The organism is Weissella ceti, from assembly GCF_018394055.1.
Classification (GTDB): domain Bacteria; phylum Bacillota; class Bacilli; order Lactobacillales; family Lactobacillaceae; genus Weissella; species Weissella ceti.
On record NZ_CP074441.1, the window covers coordinates 1,347,831 to 1,372,532 of the forward strand.

Genomic DNA, 24,702 nt, shown 5'->3' on the forward strand with positions numbered 1-24,702 from the left:
TGTCTCCACTCCTAACGTAGGTTTAGTTTCTCTAATTCAGCGTCAATAATTGCCAAAACTTCTTCACGCGCCTTTGGGTCTTCAACGAAGTCGTATTCATCCCCATTAATTTGCAACTTAGGCGAACGATCATAAGCTTCAAACCAATCTGTGTAACGTTGGTTCAATTCCTTGTAGTATTCAAACAAACTAGAGTCATTGTCTAGTTGTTCGAAATCACGACCACGCTTCTTAATACGTTCTAGCATCTTATCGAAGCTAACAGAAATGTGAATCAACAAATCAGGATCTTTTTGTTCTGTTGAAGATTCAATTTTTTCCATCATGTTGTTCAACAAATCAGCGTAAATCTCTGCTTCTGTTTGTGTTGCACGATTCAAATCTGCGTTTAGTTGGAACAACAAACGATCTTCATAGATCGAACGATCAATAATGTTTAACTTTTGCACACGCGCATCTTTGATGTTTTCCAAACGCTTGTTCAAGAAGTAGTTTTGCAACAAGAATCCGTATCGTTGCGGATCTTCGTAAAATAATGGCAAGATTGGATTGTCATCTACCGATTCGTAAAAAGCATCACTTCCTAGATGCTCTGCCAACATCGTCGTTAGACTTGTTTTCCCTGCCCCAATTGTTCCAGACAATACGATCATTGCTTCGTCCTACTTTCTTTATTTTTATAACGCTTATTTTATCAAAAAAAGCGTTAACTGTCAGATTTACTGCGGTTTATTACTTCTTTGCGTCCATTAATTCCCAGTATTGTTCTAGAGTTAGGTCATTTTCAGCCATGTACTTAGCGTTTTCCACACCTACATAACGGAAATGCCAACTCTCATACTCAATCCCAGTGCTCTTACGAGCTTCTTTAGACTTAGGGTAACGCAAAACCAAACCATAATCAGGCGCGTGCTTGATCAACCATTGTTGTGACTTTGTTTCATCAGCTTCAGGATTCAAAGCATGATGTACGTTCCAGTATTCGTCAGCCATAATATCAACACCCAAACCAGTATGATGTTCACTGGCCCCTGGTGTTTGAATATATTGCAACGTCAACTTCATCGCTTCATCTTCACTCTTACCTTGATCCAAGTATTGCTTTACTTGTGTATCAATAACTGTTTGTTGGTAAGCGATTGAACGATAAGCTGAAACAATTGTTACTGGCACACCAGCTTGCGCAGCTCCCTTAACAAAATCAGTTAGCGCTTGTGTCATCAAGCCATTGTATGGCACACCACGCATTTCAGCCTTTTCGAAGTTAATTTCTTCTTTCAAAGGGTGCTCTTTATTGACAAGCACCAAGGCTGGATTCTTTTCATCCGCTGAAGCAGGTAATTCAGATGCTTGCTTTTGCTTAGCCGCTTCTTTATGTTCCGCTTCAAGACGTGGTGTCTTTTTGTTTTCTTCGTTTTTAACAGCTTCTTTAGTAGAGTCCAACTTCACTGGTGTCATCGCTTGTTGATAAAACCAGAAACCACCCAATAAAATCAACACAACACTTAGCAACGCCTTCATATTCTTATTCAAATCTCCGTCCCCCTAGACATTAATTAAAAATAGCACGCCATGTACGAACAAACCAATTGGCTTCATCAGTCTTTTCAGTTGCTTGTACAGCTACTGATCCAACTTCCGGCAAAAAGAAATCTGGCTTTCCAGCAAAATCCCATGTTGCTGTTCCAATCTTTTGTCCAGCCTTAAATGGGGCTTCTCCGTTCAACTTTACATCAGTAAAACTTGGCTTTTCTTCGTTCTTTCCTAGCAGGTACTTGTGTTCGTCAGCTAAATCAACCTTCACAATGCCAATATTTGCTGTCTTTTCTTTCACTTCACCTAGTGACATTCCCTTCGGTGCTATTTCTGCGACCAATGCTTCACTTGCTTGGTTCCACATATTCTTAGATGAAACAAACAATTCAGTTTCGCTATCTGCAGGCTTCGCATTCAAAAGTACAGACAGAACTGGCACACCATGAATCTTCGTCTTCGCAACTAAATTTTTACCATATTCCAAAATGGTTCCAGTCTTCATCCCCTCAACATCGTAATCTGGGTCTTCCAACAACTTATTTGTATTTTCCAACGTTACACTGCCGCCTTTCCCATCAGGGAATGGTGCGGTAACTGTTCCATTGAATGTCAAAACGTGTGGATGATCTTGCAGTAGACGACCTGCAATAATAGCTACTTCACGAGCTGACAAACGGTTCATTTCATCTTCATGATATGTATCTGTTTGGAATGGTCCTAGCGCGCCAACTGGCAAACCACTGGCAGATGACCAGTTCGCGTTTGGAATTCCCCAACTAGCTAATTTTTCATTAGCCATTTGGTTAAACTTTTCTTGATCCCCAGCAATCAAATCAGCCAAGACTAGTGACGCACTGTTACTTGATGGAATCAACGTTGCATTCATCAAATCATGCAGTGTGTATTCCCCTTCCGAATACAAAGGTACCGTCGCAACGGACAAGTCATGACTGTATTCTACGAACTTAGGCTTGATCTTAATCTTTTGGTCCCATGACAATTTACCATCTGCTACGGCTTCTTCAATAAAGTAAGCCACTACTAGCTTAGAAACTGATCCTAGCGGTAGACGTTCGTTGCTGTTCTTGTCAGCAAGCACACGACCAGTATTCAAATCAATCAACAACGCCGCACTACTCTTCGTTTCTGGCTTAAACACAGCCGCTGACGCTGACATTGGCGCAAGGACTAATCCCAAAGCAAACAATGTCATCATCATTTTCTTAAATCGCTTCATATTGTTCTCCATTCGAAAAATCTATCATTAAACATTATACGCTGTTGTTAGGTGTTAATCGACTATGAATACAACTTCATCTGTTGTTTTCTTTTTTGTAAGCACAATAAAACCCTGAGATATCTTAGTGAATACCTCAGGGTTTTATGTTTAATTATTTACCAGTTGCGGCATGAATACGATTCACGGCACGACGCAAAGCTGCTTCGGCACGTTCTGATTCACGCTTGCTGTGTGCTTCACGCAAATGACGTTCGGCACGTTCACGAGCTGCGTTCGCACGAGCAACGTCAATCGTCTCCGCACGTTCCGCTGCATCCGCAACAATAGTTAATAGATTATTTGAAAATTCCGCAAAACCACCATTGACCGCAATCAACTTTTCAAATCCTTCAGCCTTGTTTTCGATCTTAACTTCACTGATCGTCAACGCTGAAATAAATGGTGTGTGGTTTGCCATGACACCCGTTTCACCACTAACTGTGTGTAAAACGACCATCGTCGCATCTGCGTAAGTAAAGACATCGCCATCAGGCGTTACGACATCAACCGCAAAGGTGTGCTTTTCTAACATCGGCGACCTCCTTTAGGTTAACCCTTTAGCTTTTCAGCTTTTTGGGCCACTTGTTCAATCGCTCCCACGTTACGGAACGCTTCTTCTGGGTATTGGTCAAATTCACCATCAAGGATAGCCTTGAAACTGCGAACTGTTTCCGCAACTGGCACGTATTCTCCTTGGACCCCAGTAAAGGTTTCCGCAACAGAGAATGGTTGTGACAAAAAGAATTGGATACGACGCGCACGGTTAACGATTGTCTTTTCTTCATCAGACAATTCATCCATTCCTAGGATTGAGATGATGTCTTGCAATTCACGATAACGTTGCAAAGTACGTTGTACTTCTGACGCTACTTCGTAATGCATTTGTCCAACGATTTCAGGTGTCAAAGCCGTTGATGTAGAAGCCAATGGATCCACGGCAGGGTAAATTCCTTGTTGAGTCAAAGAACGTTCCAAGTTAGTTGTGGCATCCAAGTGGGCAAATGTTGTCGCAGGCGCTGGGTCAGTATAGTCATCGGCAGGCACGTAAACGGCTTGGATAGACGTAATTGATCCATTCTTAGTTGACGTAATACGTTCTTGCAATTGTCCCATTTCAGTCGCCAATGTTGGTTGGTAACCAACGGCTGATGGAATACGACCTAGCAAGGCAGAAACTTCAGATCCAGCTTGTGTGAATCGGAAGATGTTGTCGATGAACAACAACACGTCTTGGTGGTTAACATCACGGAAGTATTCCGCAATTGTCAATCCAGTCAAGGCAACACGCATACGTGCTCCAGGCGGCTCGTTCATTTGACCATAGACCATGGCTGTTTGAGACAATACGCCTGATTCCTTCATTTCGTGATACATGTCGTTACCTTCACGGGTACGTTCTCCGACCCCAGTAAAGACAGAAATTCCATTGTGTCCTTGTGCAATGTTGTGGATCAATTCTTGGATCAAGACAGTCTTACCAACTCCGGCTCCACCGAACAATCCAATCTTTCCACCACGGATATAAGGTGCCAACAAGTCGATAACCTTAATCCCTGTTTCCAAAACTTCAACTGATGTTGTTAGTTCATCATAAGCTGGTGCTGCACGGTGGATTGGCATACGCATTGCATCATCTGCAAATGCTTCACCGTTGTCCACTGGATCACCCAAAACGTTCAACACACGTCCAAGCGTTGCTTCTCCAACAGGCACTTCGATAGGTGCCCCTGTGTCAGTAACTGCCATTCCACGTTGTAGTCCGTCTGTAGAGTCCATCGCAATTGTACGTACAACTCCGTCACCAAGTTCAATCGATACTTCGACCGTCAACTTTTGACCATCCCCAAGATCAACAAGCAATGCGTTGTTAATCGCTGGCATAGGTGTTCCAGTTGGAAAGGCCACATCGACAACTGGTCCAATGACTTGAACAATTTGTCCGTTACTCATTGTGCTTCCTTTCTATGTCTCATATGGAAGACGCGCTACTTTTCAAGCGCTGCCATTCCACCTGTAATTTCTGTAATTTCAGTCGTAATTGCACTCTGACGTGCACGATTGAATTGTAGTTCCAACTTATCGATAACTTCCTTCGCATTATCTGAAGCCGCAGACATAGAGTTAACAGAGGCAGCGTGTTCAGCTGTCTTTGCATCTAGGATTGCGCCATAGATGAGGCTTTGCGCATATTGTGGCAAAACCACGTTTAGAATTTGTTCCGGTGATGGTTCAAATTCATACTCAGGTTGGATACCAGATTCATCAGATTCTACTTCCATTCCTTCTGTGTTAACAGGTAGGAATTGGTTAATCGTGACTTCGTTAGAAACACGTGATACGAAGTGTTGGTAGGCAACTTGCAACTCGTCAAAGACTTCGTTGTTGTACATCGCCGTAACCATCTTCACGATATCACGTACTTCATTAAAGACAGGCACATCAGGTACTTCACGGTATTCATACGCCACATTAAAGCCACGCTTCTTGAAGAAATCAGCGCCGTTTCCACCAACTGCTAGAATAACAATTTGGTCACGGTCTAATTCACGGTCTTGCATGTCAGCCAAGACAGCCTTTAGCAAAGTAGAGTTATATCCACCAACTAAACCACGGTCTGACGTGATCACCAAGTACCCGACTTGCTTCACTTCACGCTTTTCTAATAGTGTGTCACCAACATTTGACAACTTAGCTTGCGCTAAATGCGCAACCACATTGTGTAGATGTTGGGCGTAGGTCTTATACCCTTGCCCTGAACGTTGAATTTTACCCAATTTTGCCGTTGAGACCATTTGCATGGCACTCGTAATTTGGCGGGTATTTTTCGTTGAGCTGATACGGTGTTGAATTTCTTGTAAAGAAGCTCCCATTTCGCCCTCCTACTTTAGTTTTGGCTGCCTGTAAAAGTTGCCTTAAATTCAGCCAAAGCATTATCCATCAAATCAGTGTCTGGCAAGTCCTTTGTTTGCAAGATAACTTGCAACAAGTCTGTGTGTGACGCATGCATAGCACTGATCAATTCTTCTTGGAAACGTGCAATATCTTCAATTGCAACGTCATCAATAAATCCACGAGTCAAGGCGTACAAGACCATAACTTGGTCTTCCACGGCCATTGGTGCGTGCAATGGTTGCTTCAACAATTCAACTGTACGACGACCACGAGCAAGCTTAGCTTGTGTGGCTTCGTCCAAGTCAGAACCGAATTGCGCAAATGATTCCAATTCACGGTATGAAGCTAGGTCTAGACGCAATGTTCCAGAAACCTTCTTCATTGCCTTGATTTGGGCGTCTCCACCAACACGTGACACAGAAGTACCAGCGTCGATGGCTGGACGTACACCAGCGTAGAACATATCTGAATCAAGGAAGATTTGTCCGTCAGTGATTGAGATAACGTTAGTTGGGATGTACGCAGAAACGTCACCAGCTTGTGTTTCAATAACTGGCAAAGCAGTCATTGATCCACCACCCAATTCGTCAGACAAACGCGCAGCGCGTTCCAACAAACGTGAGTGCAAGTAGAAGACGTCACCTGGGTACGCTTCACGACCTGGCGGACGACGCAAGATCAATGACAGCTCACGGTACGCCGTAGCTTGCTTTGATAGGTCATCATAAACCACCACAACATGCTTTCCGTTGTACATGAACTCTTCACCCATCGCTGCCCCAACATAAGGTGCTAGGTATAGCAATGGTGCTGGTTCTGAAGGACCAGCTGTGATCACGATTGTGTAGTCCAACGCACCAAGTCGACGCAAAGTTTCAACTTGTGTACGCACTGTTGAGTCCTTTTGACCAATTGCAACATAAATCGCGATGATGTCTTGACCCTTTTGGTTCAAGATTGTGTCAATCGCAACTGATGTCTTACCTGTCTTACGGTCTCCGATAATCAATTCACGTTGACCACGTCCAATTGGAACCAATGCGTCAATCGCCTTGAATCCAGTTTGTAGTGGTTCTGAAACTGACTTACGTTCCATAACTCCAGGGGCCTTAGTTTCTACTGGACGAGTCTTTGTTGTGTTGATTGGTCCCAATCCATCGACTGGTTGTCCCAATGCGTTCACAACACGTCCAATCATTTCTTCACCAACAGGCACTTCCATGACACGCCCTGTACGCGTTACAACATCACCTTCGTGAATGTCATCGTAACGCCCTAGAATAATAATACCAACGTTATTTTCTTCTAGGTTTTGTGCCATACCATATACGCCACTTGCAAAAGTAACTAGTTCGCCAGAAAGAACATTTTCCAATCCGTCAACACGGGCAATTCCGTCACCAACGTATGTTACTGTTCCAGTTTCTTGAACATCCAAGTTCTCTGTGTAGTTAGCTAATTGTGCCTTGATGAGAGAACTGATTTCTTCTGCTTTAATGCTCATATCAATTCTTCCTCGTACTTTCACTCGTTTATCTACTAGTTATTAATCCACAATCAATTGGCGAACCTTTGCCAACTTAGCAGCAATTGATCCATCCATTGTGGTGTTATTTGCTTGTACAATGACGCCACCAATAATTGATGGGTCAATCTTTTCGACTAAGACAATTTCGTTAGCGTTAAATTGTTCTTTTAACTTTAAAGTTAGACGCGCACGTTGTGCATCATCTAATGCAACCACAGTGGTTACTTCTGCTGTGACACGTCCTTGATCTTCGTCTACCAATGCACGGTAGGCATCAACGATCAATGACAAGTCACCGATGCGCCCATTTTCAAATACCAATCCCAAGAAACGAGCACCTAGTGGTGTCATATCCGTTGAGATAGTTTTCATAACATCTGCCTTAACAGACGCTGGTACTTGTGGTGATTGCAACGCCGTTAGTAGTGCTTCATCAGTTGATAAAGCTGCAACACGGACTTGAAGTTCCTCTAAAGTAACACTATCTGCGTTATCCGCATGTGATAGCTCAAACAAAGCAACAGCATAGCTTTTTGCCGTCGTTACTTTATTGTTGCTTACCATTTGCTTGCGCTCCTAACCCATCAATATACGCATCAATCAATGCTTTTTGTTCTTGAATATCAAGTTCCTTTTGCATCATTTTTTGCGCGATTGTGATAGAAAGTTCTGCGACATCATTCTTAGCAGCGTTCAAGGCTTCTTGACGATCTTGCGCGATTTGCGCCGCTGCTTGTGTTTGAACATCTTGTGCCTTAGTTTGTGCTTCAGCGACAATTTGTTCCATTTGTGCGGTTCCTGCTGCTTTGGCATCCGCGATGATACGGTTAGCATCATTACGCGCAGCAACCAAGGCTGCTTGGCGTTCTTGTTGCAAAGCTTGCGCTTCAATTCGTGCCTCTTCCGCAGAATCCAAATCATGAGCAACACGCTTAGCACGTTCGTCCATCATTTGGGTAACTGGGCCCCAGGCAAATATCTTAACTAGTACCATCAAAACTGCAAATGCTACTAATAGATACAACATGTTCCCCAAAGCCAACCCATCACCAGTACCTAACAGGCTAAATTGATTCAACATTTAGTTGGCCTCCATTGATTAAATTACTTGTTCAACAACATGAACGCAATGGCGATTGTGATGATTGGCACGGCTTCGACCAAGGCAACCCCGATAAACATGTTTGAACGTAGCTTACCTTCAAGTTCAGGTTGGCGAGCCATTCCTTCCAACATCTTTGAGATAACGATTCCGTTACCAATTCCACCACCGATAGCAGCACCAGCTGCGGCAAGACCTACACCGATCATTGCAATACTTCCTGTCAACATGAGTATTCCTCCATTTAAATAATAAAAAATTTTATATTATGCTTCCATCTTTTCAGCAACATATACGCTAGTAAGTGTTACAAAGACATACGCTTGAATTGCACCAATAAACAATGAGAAGCCGACCCAAACAATGGTCATAAACATCCCTGGTACAAGTGTTAATAATCCTGCAGAACTGGCAAACTCCCAAAGCAATGCTAGTAGCATTTCTCCGGCGAAAATATTACCAAACAGACGCAATCCTAACGTCATAAAACTAGTAAACTGATCAATCAAATTAATTGGTAATAAAGCTGGGTATGGACTTAGGTATACATTTTTGATGTATCCTTTGAAACCAAGCTTGTTTACACTCAAGAAATGAGCTAATCCGACTGAAATTAAAGCTAACGTAAAGGCAACTAGCGGATCCGCTGTCGCACTCTTTAGATACGTTACACCGTCATATCCAACGTGTAAGAACAAACCAACTTGATTCGAAACAAACACGAACATGAACAACATAAACGCATAGAACTTTAAATCGTTTCCTGTCTTATTTGGCAATGAACCTTCGACAATACCATTTGTAAATTCAATAACCATTTCAAGGGCATTTTGTTTCTTGGTTGGCTTCATTGTTATCTTATGTGATAACCAAAGTAAACCAAAGAAAATCACTGCCATTGCAAAGGTAATCGAAATCACGGCCGGCCAGTCAAAGATCAGTCCCGCAATACTAAATGATGCGGTCTCTTCCACAGAACTTCACCTCCTTAATTTTTTAAATCAGCGAGCGCGCATGTAATCGGCGTGTTGTTCTCGGCTAATACCCCCTTATATTAGCCCCTTTCTTTCACAAATTCAACTTTAAAAATTGCTATTTTTTCTTGTCACTTTAAAAAAGGCGATAAACAGGCGTTTTCAAGCGCATAAATTCACAAACTTTTTTTAAATCATTTTACAAAGAAGTCGCAAATTAGGCTGAAAATTCATGCCAAACCCCGTTATAACTTGCTTTCCAGCTATATTTTAAGAATTAAAAAAAGAGCTCACATTTTGTGAACTCTTTTCTCAACTTTTTAAAATCACTTATTTAGTCAGCTAATTCTTTTTCAGATACTGATTGTTGTGGCAAAATCAAGTTTAGGACAATCGCCATAACTGTAGCAATCGCGACACCTGAGAATTGCACCACACCATCGCCAGTTCCTAGTTGTAGGTAGGCGTTTCCGATTCCGATAACCATAACTGGTGACGCAATCATCATGTTACGCTTGATATCAAAGTTAACCTTGTTATCAATCAAGATACGCAATCCTGATACCGCGATAACCCCAAACAACAAGAATGAAATTCCACCAGACACAGCGCCTGGAATTGTTTGAATCAATGCTGACAACTTTCCAACAAATGAGAACCCGATGGCGAAGATTGCAGCCCCAATCAATACGTAGACTGAGTGAACCTTAGTGATCGCCATAACTCCGATGTTTTCACCGTATGATGTTACAGCTGGACCACCAACAAGTCCGGCAAACATTGATGCCGCTCCGTCACCTGCAAGCGTACGTTGTAGTCCTGGATCACGGAAGTAATCGCGCTTAGTCAAATCATCAAGCACCATCAAGTGGCCCAAGTGTTCTGTCATTGTAACCAATGCCAACGGCGCCATAACGATAATGGCATTCCAGTAGAACTTAGGTTGGTAATCCAAGAATGGAATATCAAAGTCAGGCAAAGCGAACCAAGCCGCATTCGCAACTGGTTGTAGATCAACCAAACCAAAGGCCAAGGCTGCGATGTACCCAACAACAATTCCAAGCAAGATTGGAATCAAACCTAGGAAACCACCTAGGAACATATTGAAGATAATTGCCGCAGCCAAGGTAATCATTGAAACTGTGAAGACACGCCAGTCATATTGTCCATCCAACAAAGTTGCTGATGAAGCAGCTGCTCCTGACAATGACAATCCAATCACCAAGATGATTGGGCCCACAACAACAGGTGGTAGCAACTTGTGGATCCAGTCAGTTCCAATCAAAGCAACCAAGATGGCCACAATCATGTAAACCAAACCAACTGAGATAACCCCGGCTGCAACTCCTGGATAACCAGTTGTTTGCATCAAAGCAATCATTGGAATGATGAAGGCAAAACTTGATCCCATGTACGCTGGAATCTTACCTTGTGTGATCCAAATATGTAATAGCGTTCCAACCCCTGAACTGAACAAAGCAATTCCTGGGTTCAAACCAACCAACAACGGTACCAAGACCGTTGAACCAAACATTGAAAATAGGTGTTGCAATGACAAACCAACCCATTGGAATAGGCCTGGCTTCTCGTTAACATCCAAAACGACGTCGCGATGTTGTTCCATGATAAATCTCCTTCATATAGGCGCGCATCTCTATCCTCAAAAAAAAGACTGATGCAGTATTTTGCATCAGTCTTTTACTTCAATAGCCCCACACTCAAAGTGCGCGGTATTAACGTTCAACTTTTCAATCTCTCGGGATTGAATTAAAGATGCGTTTCGCTTGTTAAATTATATCCCGATTGTTTTTACTAATCAAGTAAAAGTTTAACGAGTTTTAAAACGCTATACTTTCAGGCGCTTCAACGAATGATTCAAGTAAAACAGACTTTACATGAACTTCCAAAATCGTTTCTTCTTCTGGATGCGGATGTCCAGATTTCCAACCAGCATTATCTGCAAACAAGTGCGCAATTGCTGAAAACGGCTTATCTGATACCTTGGCAACCGCTTGATTCGTTGAAACACGCTTACCACCAGCTCCTGGGAATGTTGAGAAAGCGACGTTTCCATTGCCTTCAATTTCACCAACCTTAGTAGATTCAGGCTTGGTTACAATGTAAAACACACCTGGCTCAGCTTCATCATAACCAAATCCGACAGTGCGCACTGATGGGTGGTTGTCTGCTACTGTTGCGAAACTCATCAATTGATGTGCTTCAGAAAGATACTCTACTAAATTTGCCATTGTAAAATCCCCCATTAACTTTGTATTTAATTGCATTCTATCACAATTAAACAAACCCATTTGTGCTCTAAATTTACTAAAACAATAATTGTCATTTAAAAGATACGCAAAATTCAGAACTAGCCCCTAATATAATGACTTTATTTAAATACCTTCGGTTTTAGGCCATAAAAAAAGAACACCCTAAGGTGTTCTTTAATTAATTAGTGAGTTCCGTACAAACGGTCTCCAGCATCCCCTAGTCCAGGAACAATGTATCCAGCTTCGTTTAGACCATCGTCCAAACCAGCAGTATAAATGTCAACATCTGGGTGAGCCTTTTGCACAGCAGCGACACCTTCAGGTGCAGCAACAACTGTGATCAACTTGATCTTCTTTGCGCCACGCTTCTTCAAAGCATCAATCGCCATGTCTGCTGATCCACCCGTTGCAAGCATTGGGTCAACCATCAAAACTTCACGTTGGTCGATGTCTTCTGGCAACTTCAAGAAGTATTCAACTGGTTCTAGTGTTTCTTCATCACGGTACATACCGATGTGCCCAATACGAGCAGCAGGGATAAGCTTCATGATTCCGTCCACCATACCAAGACCAGCACGCAAGATAGGCACGATAGCCAACTTCTTACCTGCCAAAGTCTTTTGAATTGTCCAGGCAACTGGTGTTTCCACATCAATTTCAGTCATTGGTAGGTCACGAGTTACTTCGTAAGCCATCAATGAAGAAATTTCGTCAACTAGTTCACGGAATTCCTTTGTTCCAATTTCCTTATTACGGATAATTGTCAACTTGTGTTGAATTAGTGGATGTTCGAATACTGTTAATTTGCTCATAACGTAGCTCCTATCTAAATAATTAATTTATTCGGCGTGCTCGATTTCACTTAATGGAAAACGATCCGTCAATTCACGGACTTTCTTAGCAACCCCTTGCAGAATTTCTTCATCTTCTGGATGCGCCAACGCTTCCAAAACAAGTTCAGCAACTAATGCTGATTCTGCTTCTTTAAAGCCACGGGTTGTAATGGCTGGTGTTCCGATACGGATACCAGATGTCACGAATGGACTACGCGGTTCCTTTGGAATAGCTTCCTTGTTAGTTGTGATTTGCACAGAATCCAACAAGTTTTGTGCTTCCTTACCAGTCAAACCAGTTGGTGTTAGGTCCAAGTTGAACAAATGGTTGTCTGTTCCACCTGAAATAACACGAACAAGGTCTGATTGTTGGAAGACTTCAACCATCGCCTTAGCATTGGCCACAATTTGTTGACCGTATGCCTTGAATTCTGGTTGCATGTCTTCGTAGAATGCAACTGCCTTACCAGCAATCACATGTTCCAAAGGCCCACCTTGTGTACCAGGGAAGATGGCAGAGTTCAACTTCTTACCTAGTTCTTCCTTAGCCAAGATCATTCCACCACGTGGTCCACGCAATGTCTTGTGTGTTGTCGTTGTAACAACGTCAGCGTATGGGATTGGTGATGGGTGTACACCGGCGGCGATTAGACCGGCGATGTGCGCCATATCAATCATCAAGTACGCATCAACTGAATCCGCAATTTCACGCAAACGCGCGAAATCAATGAAACGTGAGTATGCTGAGGCACCGGCCACGATCAACTTAGGCTTGAATTCATCAGCCAAAGCTTGAATTTGGTCATAGTCCAACAATTCTTCGTCGTTTAGACCGTAATCGTGGAAGTTGTAAAGCTTACCTGAAAAATTAACTGGTGAACCGTGAGTCAAGTGCCCCCCTGCGTTCAAATCCATTCCTAGTACATCATCCCCTGGTTGTAGCAAAGCTGCGTAAACCGCTGCATTCGCCTGAGAACCTGAATGTGGTTGCACGTTCGCATATTCTGCACCAAACAATTCCTTGGCACGATCAATTGCTAATTGTTCAACTTGGTCAATGAATTCTGTCCCACCGTAGTAACGCTTGCCAGGGTACCCTTCCGCATACTTGTTCGTTAGGATACTTCCTTGTGCTGCGCGCACACCAGCAGATGCAATGTTTTCTGACGCGATCAACTCAATGTTGCGTTCTTGGCGAACGGCTTCGCGGTCAATTGCTTGCCATAGTTCTGGATCATATTCTCGATAATTTGTCATAGTGGTACACCTCCGTGAAATTTTATATCATACCCACTGTATAAGCTTACTCAATTGTACTCACGTGAGACTAATCTGTCCATAGTTCCGTCGCACGATGTCCACCTGATGCTTTCAACAAACGGTTGTTGTAGGCAGCATGAGTAGAGTCGCGCACGAAATCAGCCACAAAAATAGTTTTCACGTCTGCTTGACCATCAAAATGACGAAGACCCGCAAACAATTGTGCCATCGCACTGTTTACATCTTCACCCAATGACCAAGCATCGTCAACCTTGTGTTGTGTCATGGCTTGTGCTGGCATCATCAGACCAACTGGTTGGTCTTGTTCGTCCACCCAAGCCAAGACATCTGCCCATTCATCCGCACCAACCATATAGACATCCTTATCAGGTGCATAATGACGGTACTTCATCCCTGGGGCTTTCGGCGCTGCAGATGCATCCTTCATCGTTACTTCAGAGATAACGTCCGTACCAAGTACTTCGGCTAACTCCTCTGGTGTAATCTTTCCTGGACGCAAAACAGCTGGTTGATCCGTAGATAGGTCGATGATCGTTGATTCAACCCCAATCATCGTCGCCCCATCATCCACAACTCCCGCAATCTTGCCTTGCAAGTCATGATAAACGTGCGTCGCAAGTGTTGGTGATGGACGGCCTGATGTATTAGCTGATGGCCCAACAATTGGCACCCCAGCATCACGAATCAATTGACGCGTAACATCATTATCAGGCATACGGATTGCCACTGTATCCAATCCACCAGTTACCGTTTCAGATAATGCATCTGGTTGGACTGGCAAAATCATGGTTAGTGGTCCTGGCCAGAATTGTTTCATCAACTTTTCTGCCCATTCATTTACTTGTGCAAAGTCTGATACTTGTTCAATATCAGCGACGTGCACGATCAAAGGATTGTCGGATGGACGCCCCTTTGCAGCGTAAACATTTTTAACTGCCACTTCATCAAAGGCATTCGCCCCTAGTCCATAAACAGTTTCACTTGGAAATGACACAAGCTGACCGGCTTTGATAGCTGATACGGCTGCTGAAAGTTCTGATGATGTCCAAATCTTTGTTTCCATCATATTTATCCCTCCCGTTGCACACGAATCATGCGATCATGCCCACTCATGTCTTGCTTAAGTGTCACGGTCACATTTGGTAATGTTTCAAAGAGCGCAACTAAGGTTGGCCCTTGTTGGTAACCAATTTCAAAAAAGGCTTGTCCGCTTGGCTTCAAGTATGTCAACAAATCTGCCGCCATCTTCTTATACAAAGCTAGCCCTTCATCATCAGCAAACAAAGCTAAGTGTGGTTCAAAGCCAATTACTGATGTATCCATCTGGTCTTCTTCAGAATCAGCAATATATGGTGGATTACTTACAATCACATCATATTGCCCTTCAATAGAACTAAACAGATCACTTTCAACGAAAGTTACATCAGCATTGAATTGTTCCGCATTGCTCTTAGCCACTTCTAGTGCATCTGTTGAGATATCACTGGCAGTGACTTTCCATATTGGTCGTTCAACGGCCAGCGTTGTCGCAATTGCACTTGAACCAGTCCCAATATCCAGGACTGACAATTCTGTTTTCGGTTGCGTATTTAGAATCCATTCAACTAATTCTTCAGTTTCTTGACGTGGAATTAGCACACGGCTATCCACGTTAAATTCACGGCCGTAAAAATTAGCATGTCCTAGTGCATATTGCACCGGTTGACCGCCCTTAATGGCACGCACCGCAACCATAAAACGAAGACGTAAATGATCTTCTAAAATTGTATTCATATTATTTGATAATTGACTGTAATTCCAATCTAGCATCCCCGTTAATAGGTATTCTAGTTGAGCAATACGTTCAGTCTTATCATGTACGTAAGGTTCAAGTTGCCAATCTCCCCAGTCACGCACTGCTTGGATGGTCCATTGTTCCTCTAACATTGCAATTACCCTTGCTTCAAGGCTTCAAGCTTCGCTGTTTGGTCAGCAATCACCAAGGCGTCAATCACGTCAGCCAATTCACCGTTCATAACACGGTCCAACTTGTTCAAAGTCAAACCAATACGGTGGTCAGTCACACGGTTTTGTGGGTAGTTGTAAGTACGGATACGTTCTGAACGATCTCCACTACCAACGGCAGTTTTACGTTGTTCAGCATATTCAGCTTCGTTTTGTGAGGCGTAGTGATCGTACACACGCGCCTTCATGATTTCCATCGCCTTCAAACGGTTTTGTTGTTGTGAACGTTGGTCTTGCATCGCAACAACAATTCCAGTTGGCAAGTGGGTCATACGAACGGCTGAAGACGTCTTGTTAACGTGTTGTCCCCCGGCCCCTGAGGCACGGTAAACATCGACACGCAAGTCCTTGTCTTCGATTTCGATATCAACGTCTTCGTATTCTGGCATCACACCAACTGTGGCAGTTGATGTGTGCACACGTCCAGCTGATTCTGTTTCAGGCACACGTTGCACACGGTGGGCTCCGTTTTCAAACTTCAACTTTGAGTAAACGTTGTCCCCAGTGATCATCAAAACGATTTCCTTGTATCCACCAATTTCTGTCTTGTTTTCGTCAATGATTTCAACATTCCAGTTTTGGCGTTCCGCAAAACGCACGTACATGTCGTACAAGTTCGCAGCGAATAAAGCTCCTTCATCTCCACCAGCGGCTCCGTGGATTTCCATGATGATGTTCTTGTCATCATTAGGGTCCTTAGGCAACAAAAGAACCTTCAACTTTTCTTCTAGTTCTTCCTTAGTTGCACGAAGTTCCTTGATTTCAGCCTTTGTCATTTCTTCCATTTCTGAATCCAAGTCTTCTTCAGCTAGCATTTCTTGGTTAGCTTCCAATTCTTCGATTGTTTCTTGGTAGTTACGGTAGGCTTCCACAGTTTCACGTAGTTGACCTTCTTCTTTAGAAAGGGCCATAAAGCGCTTTGTGTCTGCGATGATTGTTGGGTCAGAAATCATTTCACTGATTTCATCATAACGATCAACGACGGCTTGCACTCGTTCAAAAATTTCATTCATGGTGTTTATCCTTCTTTAATCTTTTTATTTATTGGTTTTAAAACTACTTCTTACCAAAACGTTCTTGCAGTACGTCAAGATCTGGCGCGTTGTAGTGACGACGACAAACAGGTAGATAAGATTCATCCCCACCAATTTGAACTTGCGCACCTTCGTAAACTGGCTTGCCGTCAGCTACACGTAGGTTCATTGTTGCCTTACGACCACAGAATGAGCACAATGTCTTCATTTCTTCGATCTTATCAGCGTAAATCAACAAAGCTTCTGATCCTGCAAACAAGTGGTTGAAAGCATCATTCTTCAAACCAAATGCCAAAACTGGAATATTCAAGTCATCCACAACATGGGTTAGTTGCAACACTTGTTCTGGTGTCATGAATTGCGCTTCATCAATCAATACGGCCGCAATATCTTCTTCGCCACTAATCAAGGCAAACAAATCATCTGCATCTGAGATTGCACGAGCTGGACGTTGCATCCCAATACGTGATGCAATCGTACCAATTTCAGTACGGTTGTCTAACGCACTAGTTAGCAACAAAACATGACGTCCTTGTGTTTCATAGTTATGAGCAACCTTTAGAATTTCAATACTCTTTCCGCTGGCCATTGCCCCGTGTCTGAAAAATAGTTGTGCCATGTCGTGTACTCCTCTCAAATTCAGCTGAATGCCGTTTTAGTCCTGTTTACCAGTATAACGAAATTTAGCCTATAAAAAAAGCATCTGAGCAAATTGATTACATAATAAAACAAGACGAGTTATCTACGTTTTAATTGCGTAAATAACTCGTCTTCAATTTAACTTTTATTTAGTAGAATTCAGGCTCAATCTTTTCGATTTGACTGTGCCAATCAACGTCTGGATAACGACGGTTCAACATCTTCTCCAAGACACGCAAAGTTAGGTTTCCATTACGTGCAAAGATAGGTCCGTGGAAGTACGTTCCGTAAACATTACGGTAAACAAGTCCTTCACCACCATCTTCACCATTGTTTCCCTTACCTTGCTTCAATTCACCAAGTGGGCGTTGCTTGTCATCAAGGAATGTACGTCCTTGGTGATTTTCAAACCCGCGGTAAACATCCCCGTTAGTTGGGTCTTCAATGATAACATTCCCAATGAAACGACCGTTTGGTTGGTTCAAAGTGTAATGTCCCATCGCCTTGATACCTTCAACACGCGTACCATCAGCTAAAATGAAGTAATCACCCAACAATTGGAAACCACCACAGACACCTAACAAAGGTCCATCACCTTCGATGTATTCTTTGATGGCATCAGCCTTACTTGGTAGGTCCTTAGACACGATCATTTGTTCGTAGTCTTGTCCTCCACCAAATAGAACGAAGTCGTATGCCTTAGCATCAAACTTATCACCCAATGAGATGATTTCAGTTTCAACTTCAACACCCAATTGCTTCGCGTAGTAACCCAAAGAAACGGCGTTTCCATAGTCACCATACGTGTTCATCAAGTCACCGTAAAGGTGCGCAATATTTAGCTTATATTCAGTCATTCGCTTACGCCTCCTTTTCAGCCTTAATGTAACCAGCTTGCTTCATTTCTTCACGCAATTGCATCATAGCCGTGTATGTGGCCGCAACATATACGTGTTCAGTTGGCATTTCTTTAATAGCGCCCAAAACATCCTTCAAATTAGGATAGATGGGGTGATCACCAAAGCCAGCCATCTTCAAACGAACGTACATATCCTTGTATCGTTCTCCACCAGTTGAAACGGCAGAAATACCTGTATCATGCAATGATTCAAAGTCTGCATCCCAGATCCAACTTGTGTCGATTCCATCGGCATAGTTCGCGTTCAACAAAGTCATCAATGAGAATGGTTGGTCATCCGTCTTCATCATATCAATGACTTGGTTTGCACCAACCGGATTCTTAATCAAGACGATTGTAACGACCTTGTCTTCAACTTGAATCGTTTCTTGACGTCCAAAAATTTGTGCATTTGATGTGAAAGCATGTTGCACATGTGGCACATCAACGCCCATAAAGCGACCAACTGCATAAGCAGCTAGTGCGTTATAGATGTTGTACATCCCACCAATTTCAATCTTGAATGGTGTGCCATCAATTTCAAACGTTGATGATTGTGGTGTCATTTCAGTTAACTTCGTCACAGCGTAATCCAACTCAGGACGCTTGAAATCATCAGTCTTACTAAAGTAGTAACCTTGATTTCCGTAGGTCATAAAGTGGTAGTGCAAGATTGAGTTATTAGTTGGTGACAACACACCATCCGTGTTGCTTGGCGCATGCATATCACCATCCGCAGGTACGTGGTTGAAACCATAGTAAACCTTTGGATTTGGCAATTCTTCACGCAAGAAAATAGGTGAATCCGCATTCGCAATCACAGTGGCTTCTGGGAACAAACGAATTCCCTTTAGCACCTTTTCGTAAGTTGTGTAAATTTCACCATAGCGGTCCAATTGGTCACGGAAGATGTTTGTCAACACAAAGGCCATTGGCTTCAATTGACGTGCAACTTCTTCAACGTTGGCTTCGTCAACTTCTAACAAAGCAATTGGACGTGCATTCTTGTCCTTTGGCTTTGCTGTCAACATTGTCCCCGTGATACCTTGCATCATGTTTGATCCAGATGGATTAGTAATCACGTCTGGGTACACTTCACGTAGGACACGTGTTGTTAAGGCTGTTGTTAGAGTCTTACCGTTAGTACCTGTAATCAAGATTACATCGTACTTTTCAGCTAAATGGCTCATGACTTGTGGGTCAATCTTCATTGCTAGTTTTCCAGGCAATGATGAACCACCACGCTTCAATACATCATGTAATACAAAGTAGGCACTACGTCCTACGGCTGTTGCCAGCGAACTTCGTAAAGTCATCTATCTCTCCTATACGTCATGTCCGCCATGACTTTTTCATAATTCCATCCATCTAAACATACCACATTGATTTGGATGATATCGCATGTGGTTTAATCATACATTAAAGTGAAGCGGGTCCCGGAGTTGACGCAATCAAAGTTGCTTCTCCCTCCAAAGTCCAACGTTGTACATCGCTTGGCAAAATAAACGTTGTCCCTGGACGCAATGGATAAGTATGGTTACCTACCATTAAATTCGCTGCACCATCAATTGTCGTCACAATGGTGTATGGGTTTTCCTTCGTCATCACCACCGTACCATGAATATCCCATTTTATGATATTAAAGGCTGGTGCTTCAACCAAACGACTTTCATCATAGCTAGGATGTGATTCAATTTGGACAATTGGTTCTTGTTCAACGGCTGGCACGGTAACAACGTCTAACGCTGCATCGCGGTGTAATTCACGAAGCTCTCCAGTCTTAGCATCACGACGATCAAAGTCGTAGACACGGTAAGTTGTATCTGAAGATTCTTGTACTTCCAAGACCATTACTCCAGCACCAAGGGCGTGCAATGTACCTGCTGGTACATAGAACACTTCCCCCACTTCTACATCCACAGTCTTCAACAAGTCATCCCATCGACCATTATCAACCATGTCCGCAAATTCTTCACGGGTTTGGGCATTATGCCCGAAGTAAATTTTAGCGCCTGGTTCGGCATTCAAGACGTACCAAGCCTCGGTCTTACCTAATTCATGCTCATGTTCTTCTGCATAGTCATCATCAGGATGAACTTGTACAGATAGATTTTGTTGCGCATCTAAAATCTTAACCAATAATGGGAAAGGGCGATTTACGTCTTTATTTTCAAACAAAGCAGGTTCGCTTTGCCAAAGTTGGGCGAGAGTCTGTCCTTTGAAACGTCCATTGTTCACAACTGTCAGACCATGATCATGGCCCGACGCCACCCAGGCTTCACCTGTGTGTTCACTCGGTAGTTCAAAATCAAATTGCTCGTGGAGGCGTGTTCCGCCCCACATCTTGTCTTGTAAAACAGCATTTAACATCAACGGTTCCATCATTACGTCACCTCGCCTAAATATAATTGTTTTAATCCAACTTTAAATAAATTTTTGAAATCCAACCTAAATCAACAATATGATACCACTCTACACCCGCGGCATCACGTGCAACTTCATCAATATCAACACGTAGTCCGTGCACAGCACGCCCTACTTCTTTTCCATACGGTACATCATACACCGTTACATCCTTAGTTGAAACGTAGTCCACAACACCATGCTTTTCAACCGCTGTACGGGCCAGCAAATCCAATTGCGTGGTTGGACGTTGCGTCACGTCTGGCGCAGTGGTTGATTCTGGCTTGTTCACCAATTGCATGGTTTCCAAATTAAATGGTACCCAACGCGTATCAGCGATTTGATACCAGAATTCCCCATCAGCTGTGGCCACACGCTCCACGACCTTCACAACCGTCCCATTCCACAACGGCATTGCCGGTGCTGACTTCTTCAAGTCAGTGTAAGTCGGTACTTCACGGAAAAGACGCAGATACTTATCGTCTAAGACTTCCGTTTCCATGTAGCTATTACGACGGTAATAGAACGTCACCGTACGCCCTTCCATATTGAAAATACCGGTTGGTGAACCTTCCGCTTTAACGAAACGGTACCCTTCAATTTCTACAGGTTCAATTGTAAAAGCATCCCCGACTGCCCCTTCCACAATACGGTGTGGCGCAATCGACAGCTTTGTATTGACATCTTTGGCATACACCCAAATCGGTGTCCCTTGTAATCGCACATCAACCATGTCGACATTTCCTTTCAACTCTAAAGTTTCTCTTATTACTTATTGTACCAATTTACCTTAAGTTTAGCCCGTACCTTTATCAGCTTTTAAACATTAAAAAAACGACCTGTTCTTAAACAGGTCGTTTTCATTAATTATCTAAATAATTACGGGTTTAGCGTTCGATTATTTCCATCTCTTCGCCACCAATGATTAGCATGTCACAGATTTCCAAGAATAATCCGTGTTCAACCACACCAGTCATCGCCTTCAATTCAGTTCCCAATGCCAAAACATCAGTTCCCGCTGGCAATTGCACATCGATGATGTAGTTTTCTGAATCAGTTGCCAACTTTTCGTCAGCATCAGTCATACGCCATTGTGGTTGCAATCCCTTTTCAGCCAAGAAGTTGAAGACTTGTTGGCTACCAAACTTAACCACTTCGATTGGCAACAAGAATGATCCCAATTCTGTGTGGTACTTTGATGAGTCAACAATCCAGATGTTCTTATCTGACATCATGGCAACAACCTTTTCGAACAACAAAGCTGCTCCACCACCCTTGATACCGTTCAAGGCTGGGTCAACTTCGTCAGCACCATCAACAGTGACGTCAACGTGCTTAACTTCATCGATATCAAGAACCTTGATACCCAATTCAGTCGCCAAGTCAGCTGTACGGAATGAAGTTGAAACAGCTTCAATTTGAAGTCCTTCGTTCTTCACACGTTCTGCCAAAGCACGCACAAAGTGAGCAGCTGTACTTCCAGTACCCAATCCGATAACGGCGTTGTTTGGCATCAATGAGGCAGCCTTTTGGGCAGCCTTCTTCTTTTGTGCATCTAATACTTCTAGGTTAGTCATTATGCTTGCTCCTTTAGTCCATCTTCAATTTCTTGCTTGAATGGAATGGCTGGGATCGCACCCGGACGTGAAACAACCAAGCTACTTGCGAAACTAGCACGACGGATTACATTTTCAACATCTGAGAAGTCCGGTTGCAAAACAGTTGCAACACTACCAATGAAAGTATCTCCCGCAGCAGTTGTATCGATTGCCTTAACCTTGAAACTTGGCACAACGCCGTTAGTTCCATTTACATGATAGAAAGAACCATCTGAACCAAGCGTAACCATTACTTGCTTGATACCCAATTCGTTTTCAAAACGTGACATGTGTTCTGCCAATTCAGCAGCATCAGTAGTTGCTTCAGCTTCCAACAATGCAGCTGCTTCCGTTTCGTTAGGGATCAACAAGTCAGTTTGTGCCAACAATTCTGGGTCAACATGGCTTGTAACAGGTGCTGGGTTCAACAATGTCATTGCGCCGTTTTCGTGGGCAATCTTGAATCCAGCCAATACAGCAGCTTGTGGGACTTCTAGTTGCGCAACAACGACGTCAGCATCCAACAACACTTCACGTGCTGCTTCAACGTCAGCAACAGTCAATTCTTGGTTGGCTCCACCGTATACCAAGATTGTGTTGTGACCATCTTCTTCCAACATAATGTAGGCAGTTCCAGTCGCAGTATCTTCCTTGATTGAAATGTTTTGTGTATCAACACCTTCTTCGTTCAAAAGATCGATGTAGCTTTGGCCACGACCATCATCACCAACAGCACCAACAAAGGCTACTTCCGCCCCTTGACGAGCAGCAGCAACGGCTTGGTTAGCACCCTTACCACCAAAGTTAGTACTTTGGTCAATCATTCCTAATGTTTCTCCTTGACGAGGCAAACGAGCCATCTTTTGGATAACATCAATATTCAAACTTCCGATAACAACGACTTTATTCATAACTTGCTCCTTAGTATGTGGGACACATTTTAGTCAATACATTTATTTTAACAAATTTTCAATAATAAACTAGCTTTTAGACTGAAAAAATGAAAACGTTTTACTTTTTAAGTTTCGCACGTTTCTATTCTATTGTAAAACGTTTTACTTTAAATTCATTTTACATTTATATTTCATTATTAATTTTAATTTCAGAAAAAGGGTACACAAGACAATCGACTCTGTTATACTCGCAATGTAAACGTTTTAATTTTATAAATTTTATTGAAAGTATTTGTGAGGTAATACTTGATGTTATTCATGATTGTTAATTTTTTGAGTATTTTTGTTTTCTTGGGGATTGCTTACCTATTCTCTGACAACAAAAAGGGTATCCACTGGCGTTCAGTGCTTACTGTGATCGTGCTACAACTTGCCTTGGCTTGGTTCTTCATGAGCTTCAGCATCGGACAAGACATGGTCCGTGGAGCTGCGGATGGATTTAAGTGGTTGGTTGACGTTTCTAACGCTGGTATCGCGTTTGCTTTGCCAGACTGGTTGCAACCAACAACTGGAATGCCTAACTTCGTAACTAGCGCATTACTACCAATGTTGATGATTGTTCCATTCTTCGACTTGCTTAACTACTTTGGTATCTTGCCATTCGTTATTAAGTGGATCGGACGTGGATTGTCAGCAGTTACTGGACAACCTAAGTTCGAAGCATTCTTCTCAGTTGAAATGATGTTCCTAGGAAACACTGAAGTTTTGGCTGTTTCTAAGACACAATTGAACGCAATGAGCGCTCGTCGTAACTACACACTAGCTTTGATGTCAATGAGCTGTGTGACTGCATCAGTTATCGGAGCCTACACGACTATGGTTCCTGGTCAATACGTAATGGCCGCTATTCCTTTGAACATCTTGGGTGCCATTGTTATTTCATCAATGCTTAACCCAGTTGACGTTCCTGCCGAAGAAGACACAATCGCTTCAATTCATGCTGAAGGTGAACACCGCGAACCTGTCTTCTCATTCATCGGAGACTCAATCTTGGGTGCCGGTCGTTTGATCTTGATCATCACTGCATCAGTTATTGGATTCGTTGCCTTGGCCGCTTTGGTTGACGCCCTATTCAGCTTGACTGGTTTGGAATGGTTGAAGTTGTCAAACATCTTCGGAGTTGTATTGTTCCCATTGACATGGTTGCTAGGATTCAACGTTGCTGAAGCGTTTGAAATCGCGCAATTGATGGGAATGAAGTTGGTTACTAACGAATTCGTTGTTATGGGAGAAATCTCAAAGGACATCATGGCTGGTACTGGTTTGTTCGCTAACGAACACGCTAAGGCCGTTGTAGCTGTATTCCTAACAAGCTTTGCTAACTTCAGTACTATTGGAATGATCCTTGGTGCTTTCAAGAGCTTGGTTTCAAAGGAAAAGTCAGACTACATCGCTCAACGTGTTATGAACTTGCTTGTTGCTGGTATCTTGGTTTCACTACTATCAGCTGCAATCGCTGGATTGTTCGTTTGGTAAAC

General features: G+C 43.0%; 26 protein-coding genes. 1 reads left to right on the plus strand and 25 read right to left on the minus strand.

All coding sequences use genetic code 11. The annotated features are described in order from the left end of the window. Window positions 1-11 precede the first annotated feature (11 nt). The 25 genes from KHQ31_RS07065 to rbsK form a co-directional block, all read right to left on the minus strand. Window positions 12-653, minus strand: coding sequence for a deoxynucleoside kinase (locus tag KHQ31_RS07065; RefSeq protein ID WP_213408873.1), 642 nt, complete (start codon window positions 651-653; stop codon window positions 12-14). Window positions 654-732: 79 nt separating this feature from the next. Beyond that, a complete protein-coding gene (locus KHQ31_RS07070; protein ID WP_213408874.1) occupies window positions 733-1,533 on the minus strand; it encodes a M15 family metallopeptidase in 801 nt (266 codons plus the stop codon). A gap of 19 nt (window positions 1,534-1,552) precedes the next feature. Beyond that, the gene (locus KHQ31_RS07075; protein WP_213408875.1) at window positions 1,553-2,773 is read right to left on the minus strand and encodes a D-alanyl-D-alanine carboxypeptidase family protein; all 1,221 of its coding nucleotides are present in this window, start codon (window positions 2,771-2,773) and stop codon (window positions 1,553-1,555) included. A gap of 154 nt (window positions 2,774-2,927) precedes the next feature. Then, window positions 2,928-3,347 carry a F0F1 ATP synthase subunit epsilon gene (locus KHQ31_RS07080; protein WP_213408876.1) on the minus strand — a complete coding sequence of 140 codons (420 nt, stop codon included), beginning with the start codon at window positions 3,345-3,347 and terminating at the stop codon, window positions 2,928-2,930. A gap of 17 nt (window positions 3,348-3,364) precedes the next feature. Continuing rightward, a complete protein-coding gene (gene atpD / locus KHQ31_RS07085) occupies window positions 3,365-4,765 on the minus strand; it encodes a F0F1 ATP synthase subunit beta (protein WP_213408877.1) in 1,401 nt (466 codons plus the stop codon). A 35-nt stretch (window positions 4,766-4,800) separates the two neighbouring features. Beyond that, on the minus strand, window positions 4,801-5,685 hold the full coding sequence (locus KHQ31_RS07090; RefSeq protein WP_213408878.1) for a F0F1 ATP synthase subunit gamma: 885 nt from the start codon (window positions 5,683-5,685) through the stop codon (window positions 4,801-4,803). Between the two features lie 14 nt (window positions 5,686-5,699). Further along, complete coding sequence (gene atpA, locus KHQ31_RS07095) at window positions 5,700-7,211, minus strand: F0F1 ATP synthase subunit alpha (RefSeq protein WP_213408879.1); 1,512 nt, start codon at window positions 7,209-7,211, stop codon at window positions 5,700-5,702. A gap of 42 nt (window positions 7,212-7,253) precedes the next feature. Next, window positions 7,254-7,799 (minus strand): ATP synthase F1 subunit delta, encoded by a 546-nt coding sequence (atpH, locus tag KHQ31_RS07100; protein WP_213408880.1) that lies wholly within the window; start codon window positions 7,797-7,799, stop codon window positions 7,254-7,256. Continuing rightward, entirely contained in the window at window positions 7,783-8,316 is a 534-nt protein-coding gene (atpF, locus tag KHQ31_RS07105) for a F0F1 ATP synthase subunit B (protein WP_213408881.1), read from the minus strand. Before atpF ends, atpH begins: the two co-directional genes overlap by 17 nt. A gap of 23 nt (window positions 8,317-8,339) precedes the next feature. Next, a complete protein-coding gene (gene atpE, locus KHQ31_RS07110; protein ID WP_213408882.1) occupies window positions 8,340-8,567 on the minus strand; it encodes a F0F1 ATP synthase subunit C in 228 nt (75 codons plus the stop codon). Between the two features lie 36 nt (window positions 8,568-8,603). Further along, window positions 8,604-9,311 carry a F0F1 ATP synthase subunit A gene (gene atpB, locus KHQ31_RS07115; protein WP_213408883.1) on the minus strand — a complete coding sequence of 236 codons (708 nt, stop codon included), beginning with the start codon at window positions 9,309-9,311 and terminating at the stop codon, window positions 8,604-8,606. Between the two features lie 334 nt (window positions 9,312-9,645). After that, window positions 9,646-10,935: a solute carrier family 23 protein gene (locus KHQ31_RS07120; protein ID WP_213408884.1), complete on the minus strand. Its 1,290-nt coding sequence runs from the start codon at window positions 10,933-10,935 to the stop codon at window positions 9,646-9,648. A 214-nt stretch (window positions 10,936-11,149) separates the two neighbouring features. Further along, window positions 11,150-11,560, minus strand: coding sequence for a pyridoxamine 5'-phosphate oxidase family protein (locus KHQ31_RS07125; RefSeq protein ID WP_213408885.1), 411 nt, complete (start codon window positions 11,558-11,560; stop codon window positions 11,150-11,152). Window positions 11,561-11,763: 203 nt separating this feature from the next. Beyond that, entirely contained in the window at window positions 11,764-12,393 is a 630-nt protein-coding gene (gene upp / locus KHQ31_RS07130; RefSeq protein WP_213408886.1) for a uracil phosphoribosyltransferase, read from the minus strand. A gap of 27 nt (window positions 12,394-12,420) precedes the next feature. Further along, window positions 12,421-13,671, minus strand: coding sequence for a serine hydroxymethyltransferase (gene glyA / locus KHQ31_RS07135; RefSeq protein ID WP_213408887.1), 1,251 nt, complete (start codon window positions 13,669-13,671; stop codon window positions 12,421-12,423). A gap of 70 nt (window positions 13,672-13,741) precedes the next feature. Continuing rightward, window positions 13,742-14,758, minus strand: coding sequence for an L-threonylcarbamoyladenylate synthase (locus tag KHQ31_RS07140; protein WP_213409732.1), 1,017 nt, complete (start codon window positions 14,756-14,758; stop codon window positions 13,742-13,744). Between the two features lie 5 nt (window positions 14,759-14,763). Next, window positions 14,764-15,621: a peptide chain release factor N(5)-glutamine methyltransferase gene (gene prmC, locus KHQ31_RS07145; protein WP_213408888.1), complete on the minus strand. Its 858-nt coding sequence runs from the start codon at window positions 15,619-15,621 to the stop codon at window positions 14,764-14,766. 5 nt (window positions 15,622-15,626) lie between these two features. After that, window positions 15,627-16,712, minus strand: a complete 1,086-nt coding sequence (prfA, locus tag KHQ31_RS07150) for a peptide chain release factor 1 (protein WP_213408889.1) — start codon at window positions 16,710-16,712, stop codon at window positions 15,627-15,629. A 43-nt stretch (window positions 16,713-16,755) separates the two neighbouring features. Further along, window positions 16,756-17,352, minus strand: coding sequence for a thymidine kinase (locus KHQ31_RS07155; RefSeq protein WP_213408890.1), 597 nt, complete (start codon window positions 17,350-17,352; stop codon window positions 16,756-16,758). A gap of 169 nt (window positions 17,353-17,521) precedes the next feature. Continuing rightward, complete coding sequence (locus tag KHQ31_RS07160; RefSeq protein WP_213408891.1) at window positions 17,522-18,229, minus strand: type 1 glutamine amidotransferase; 708 nt, start codon at window positions 18,227-18,229, stop codon at window positions 17,522-17,524. A 4-nt stretch (window positions 18,230-18,233) separates the two neighbouring features. Beyond that, window positions 18,234-19,586 carry a MurT ligase domain-containing protein gene (locus KHQ31_RS07165; protein WP_213408892.1) on the minus strand — a complete coding sequence of 451 codons (1,353 nt, stop codon included), beginning with the start codon at window positions 19,584-19,586 and terminating at the stop codon, window positions 18,234-18,236. Window positions 19,587-19,689: 103 nt separating this feature from the next. Continuing rightward, window positions 19,690-20,655 (minus strand): mannose-6-phosphate isomerase, class I, encoded by a 966-nt coding sequence (gene manA / locus KHQ31_RS07170; protein WP_213408893.1) that lies wholly within the window; start codon window positions 20,653-20,655, stop codon window positions 19,690-19,692. A 28-nt stretch (window positions 20,656-20,683) separates the two neighbouring features. Next, entirely contained in the window at window positions 20,684-21,406 is a 723-nt protein-coding gene (locus KHQ31_RS07175) for a MucBP domain-containing protein (RefSeq protein ID WP_213408894.1), read from the minus strand. Between the two features lie 154 nt (window positions 21,407-21,560). Further along, window positions 21,561-22,250: a ribose-5-phosphate isomerase RpiA gene (gene rpiA, locus KHQ31_RS07180; protein ID WP_213408895.1), complete on the minus strand. Its 690-nt coding sequence runs from the start codon at window positions 22,248-22,250 to the stop codon at window positions 21,561-21,563. After that, a complete protein-coding gene (gene rbsK, locus KHQ31_RS07185; RefSeq protein ID WP_213408896.1) occupies window positions 22,250-23,182 on the minus strand; it encodes a ribokinase in 933 nt (310 codons plus the stop codon). Before rbsK ends, rpiA begins: the two co-directional genes overlap by 1 nt. A 291-nt stretch (window positions 23,183-23,473) precedes the next feature. Here rbsK and KHQ31_RS07190 point away from each other — a divergent pair, with 291 nt between their 5' ends. After that, window positions 23,474-24,700, plus strand: coding sequence for a NupC/NupG family nucleoside CNT transporter (locus KHQ31_RS07190; RefSeq protein WP_213408897.1), 1,227 nt, complete (start codon window positions 23,474-23,476; stop codon window positions 24,698-24,700). Window positions 24,701-24,702: the final 2 nt, after the last annotated feature.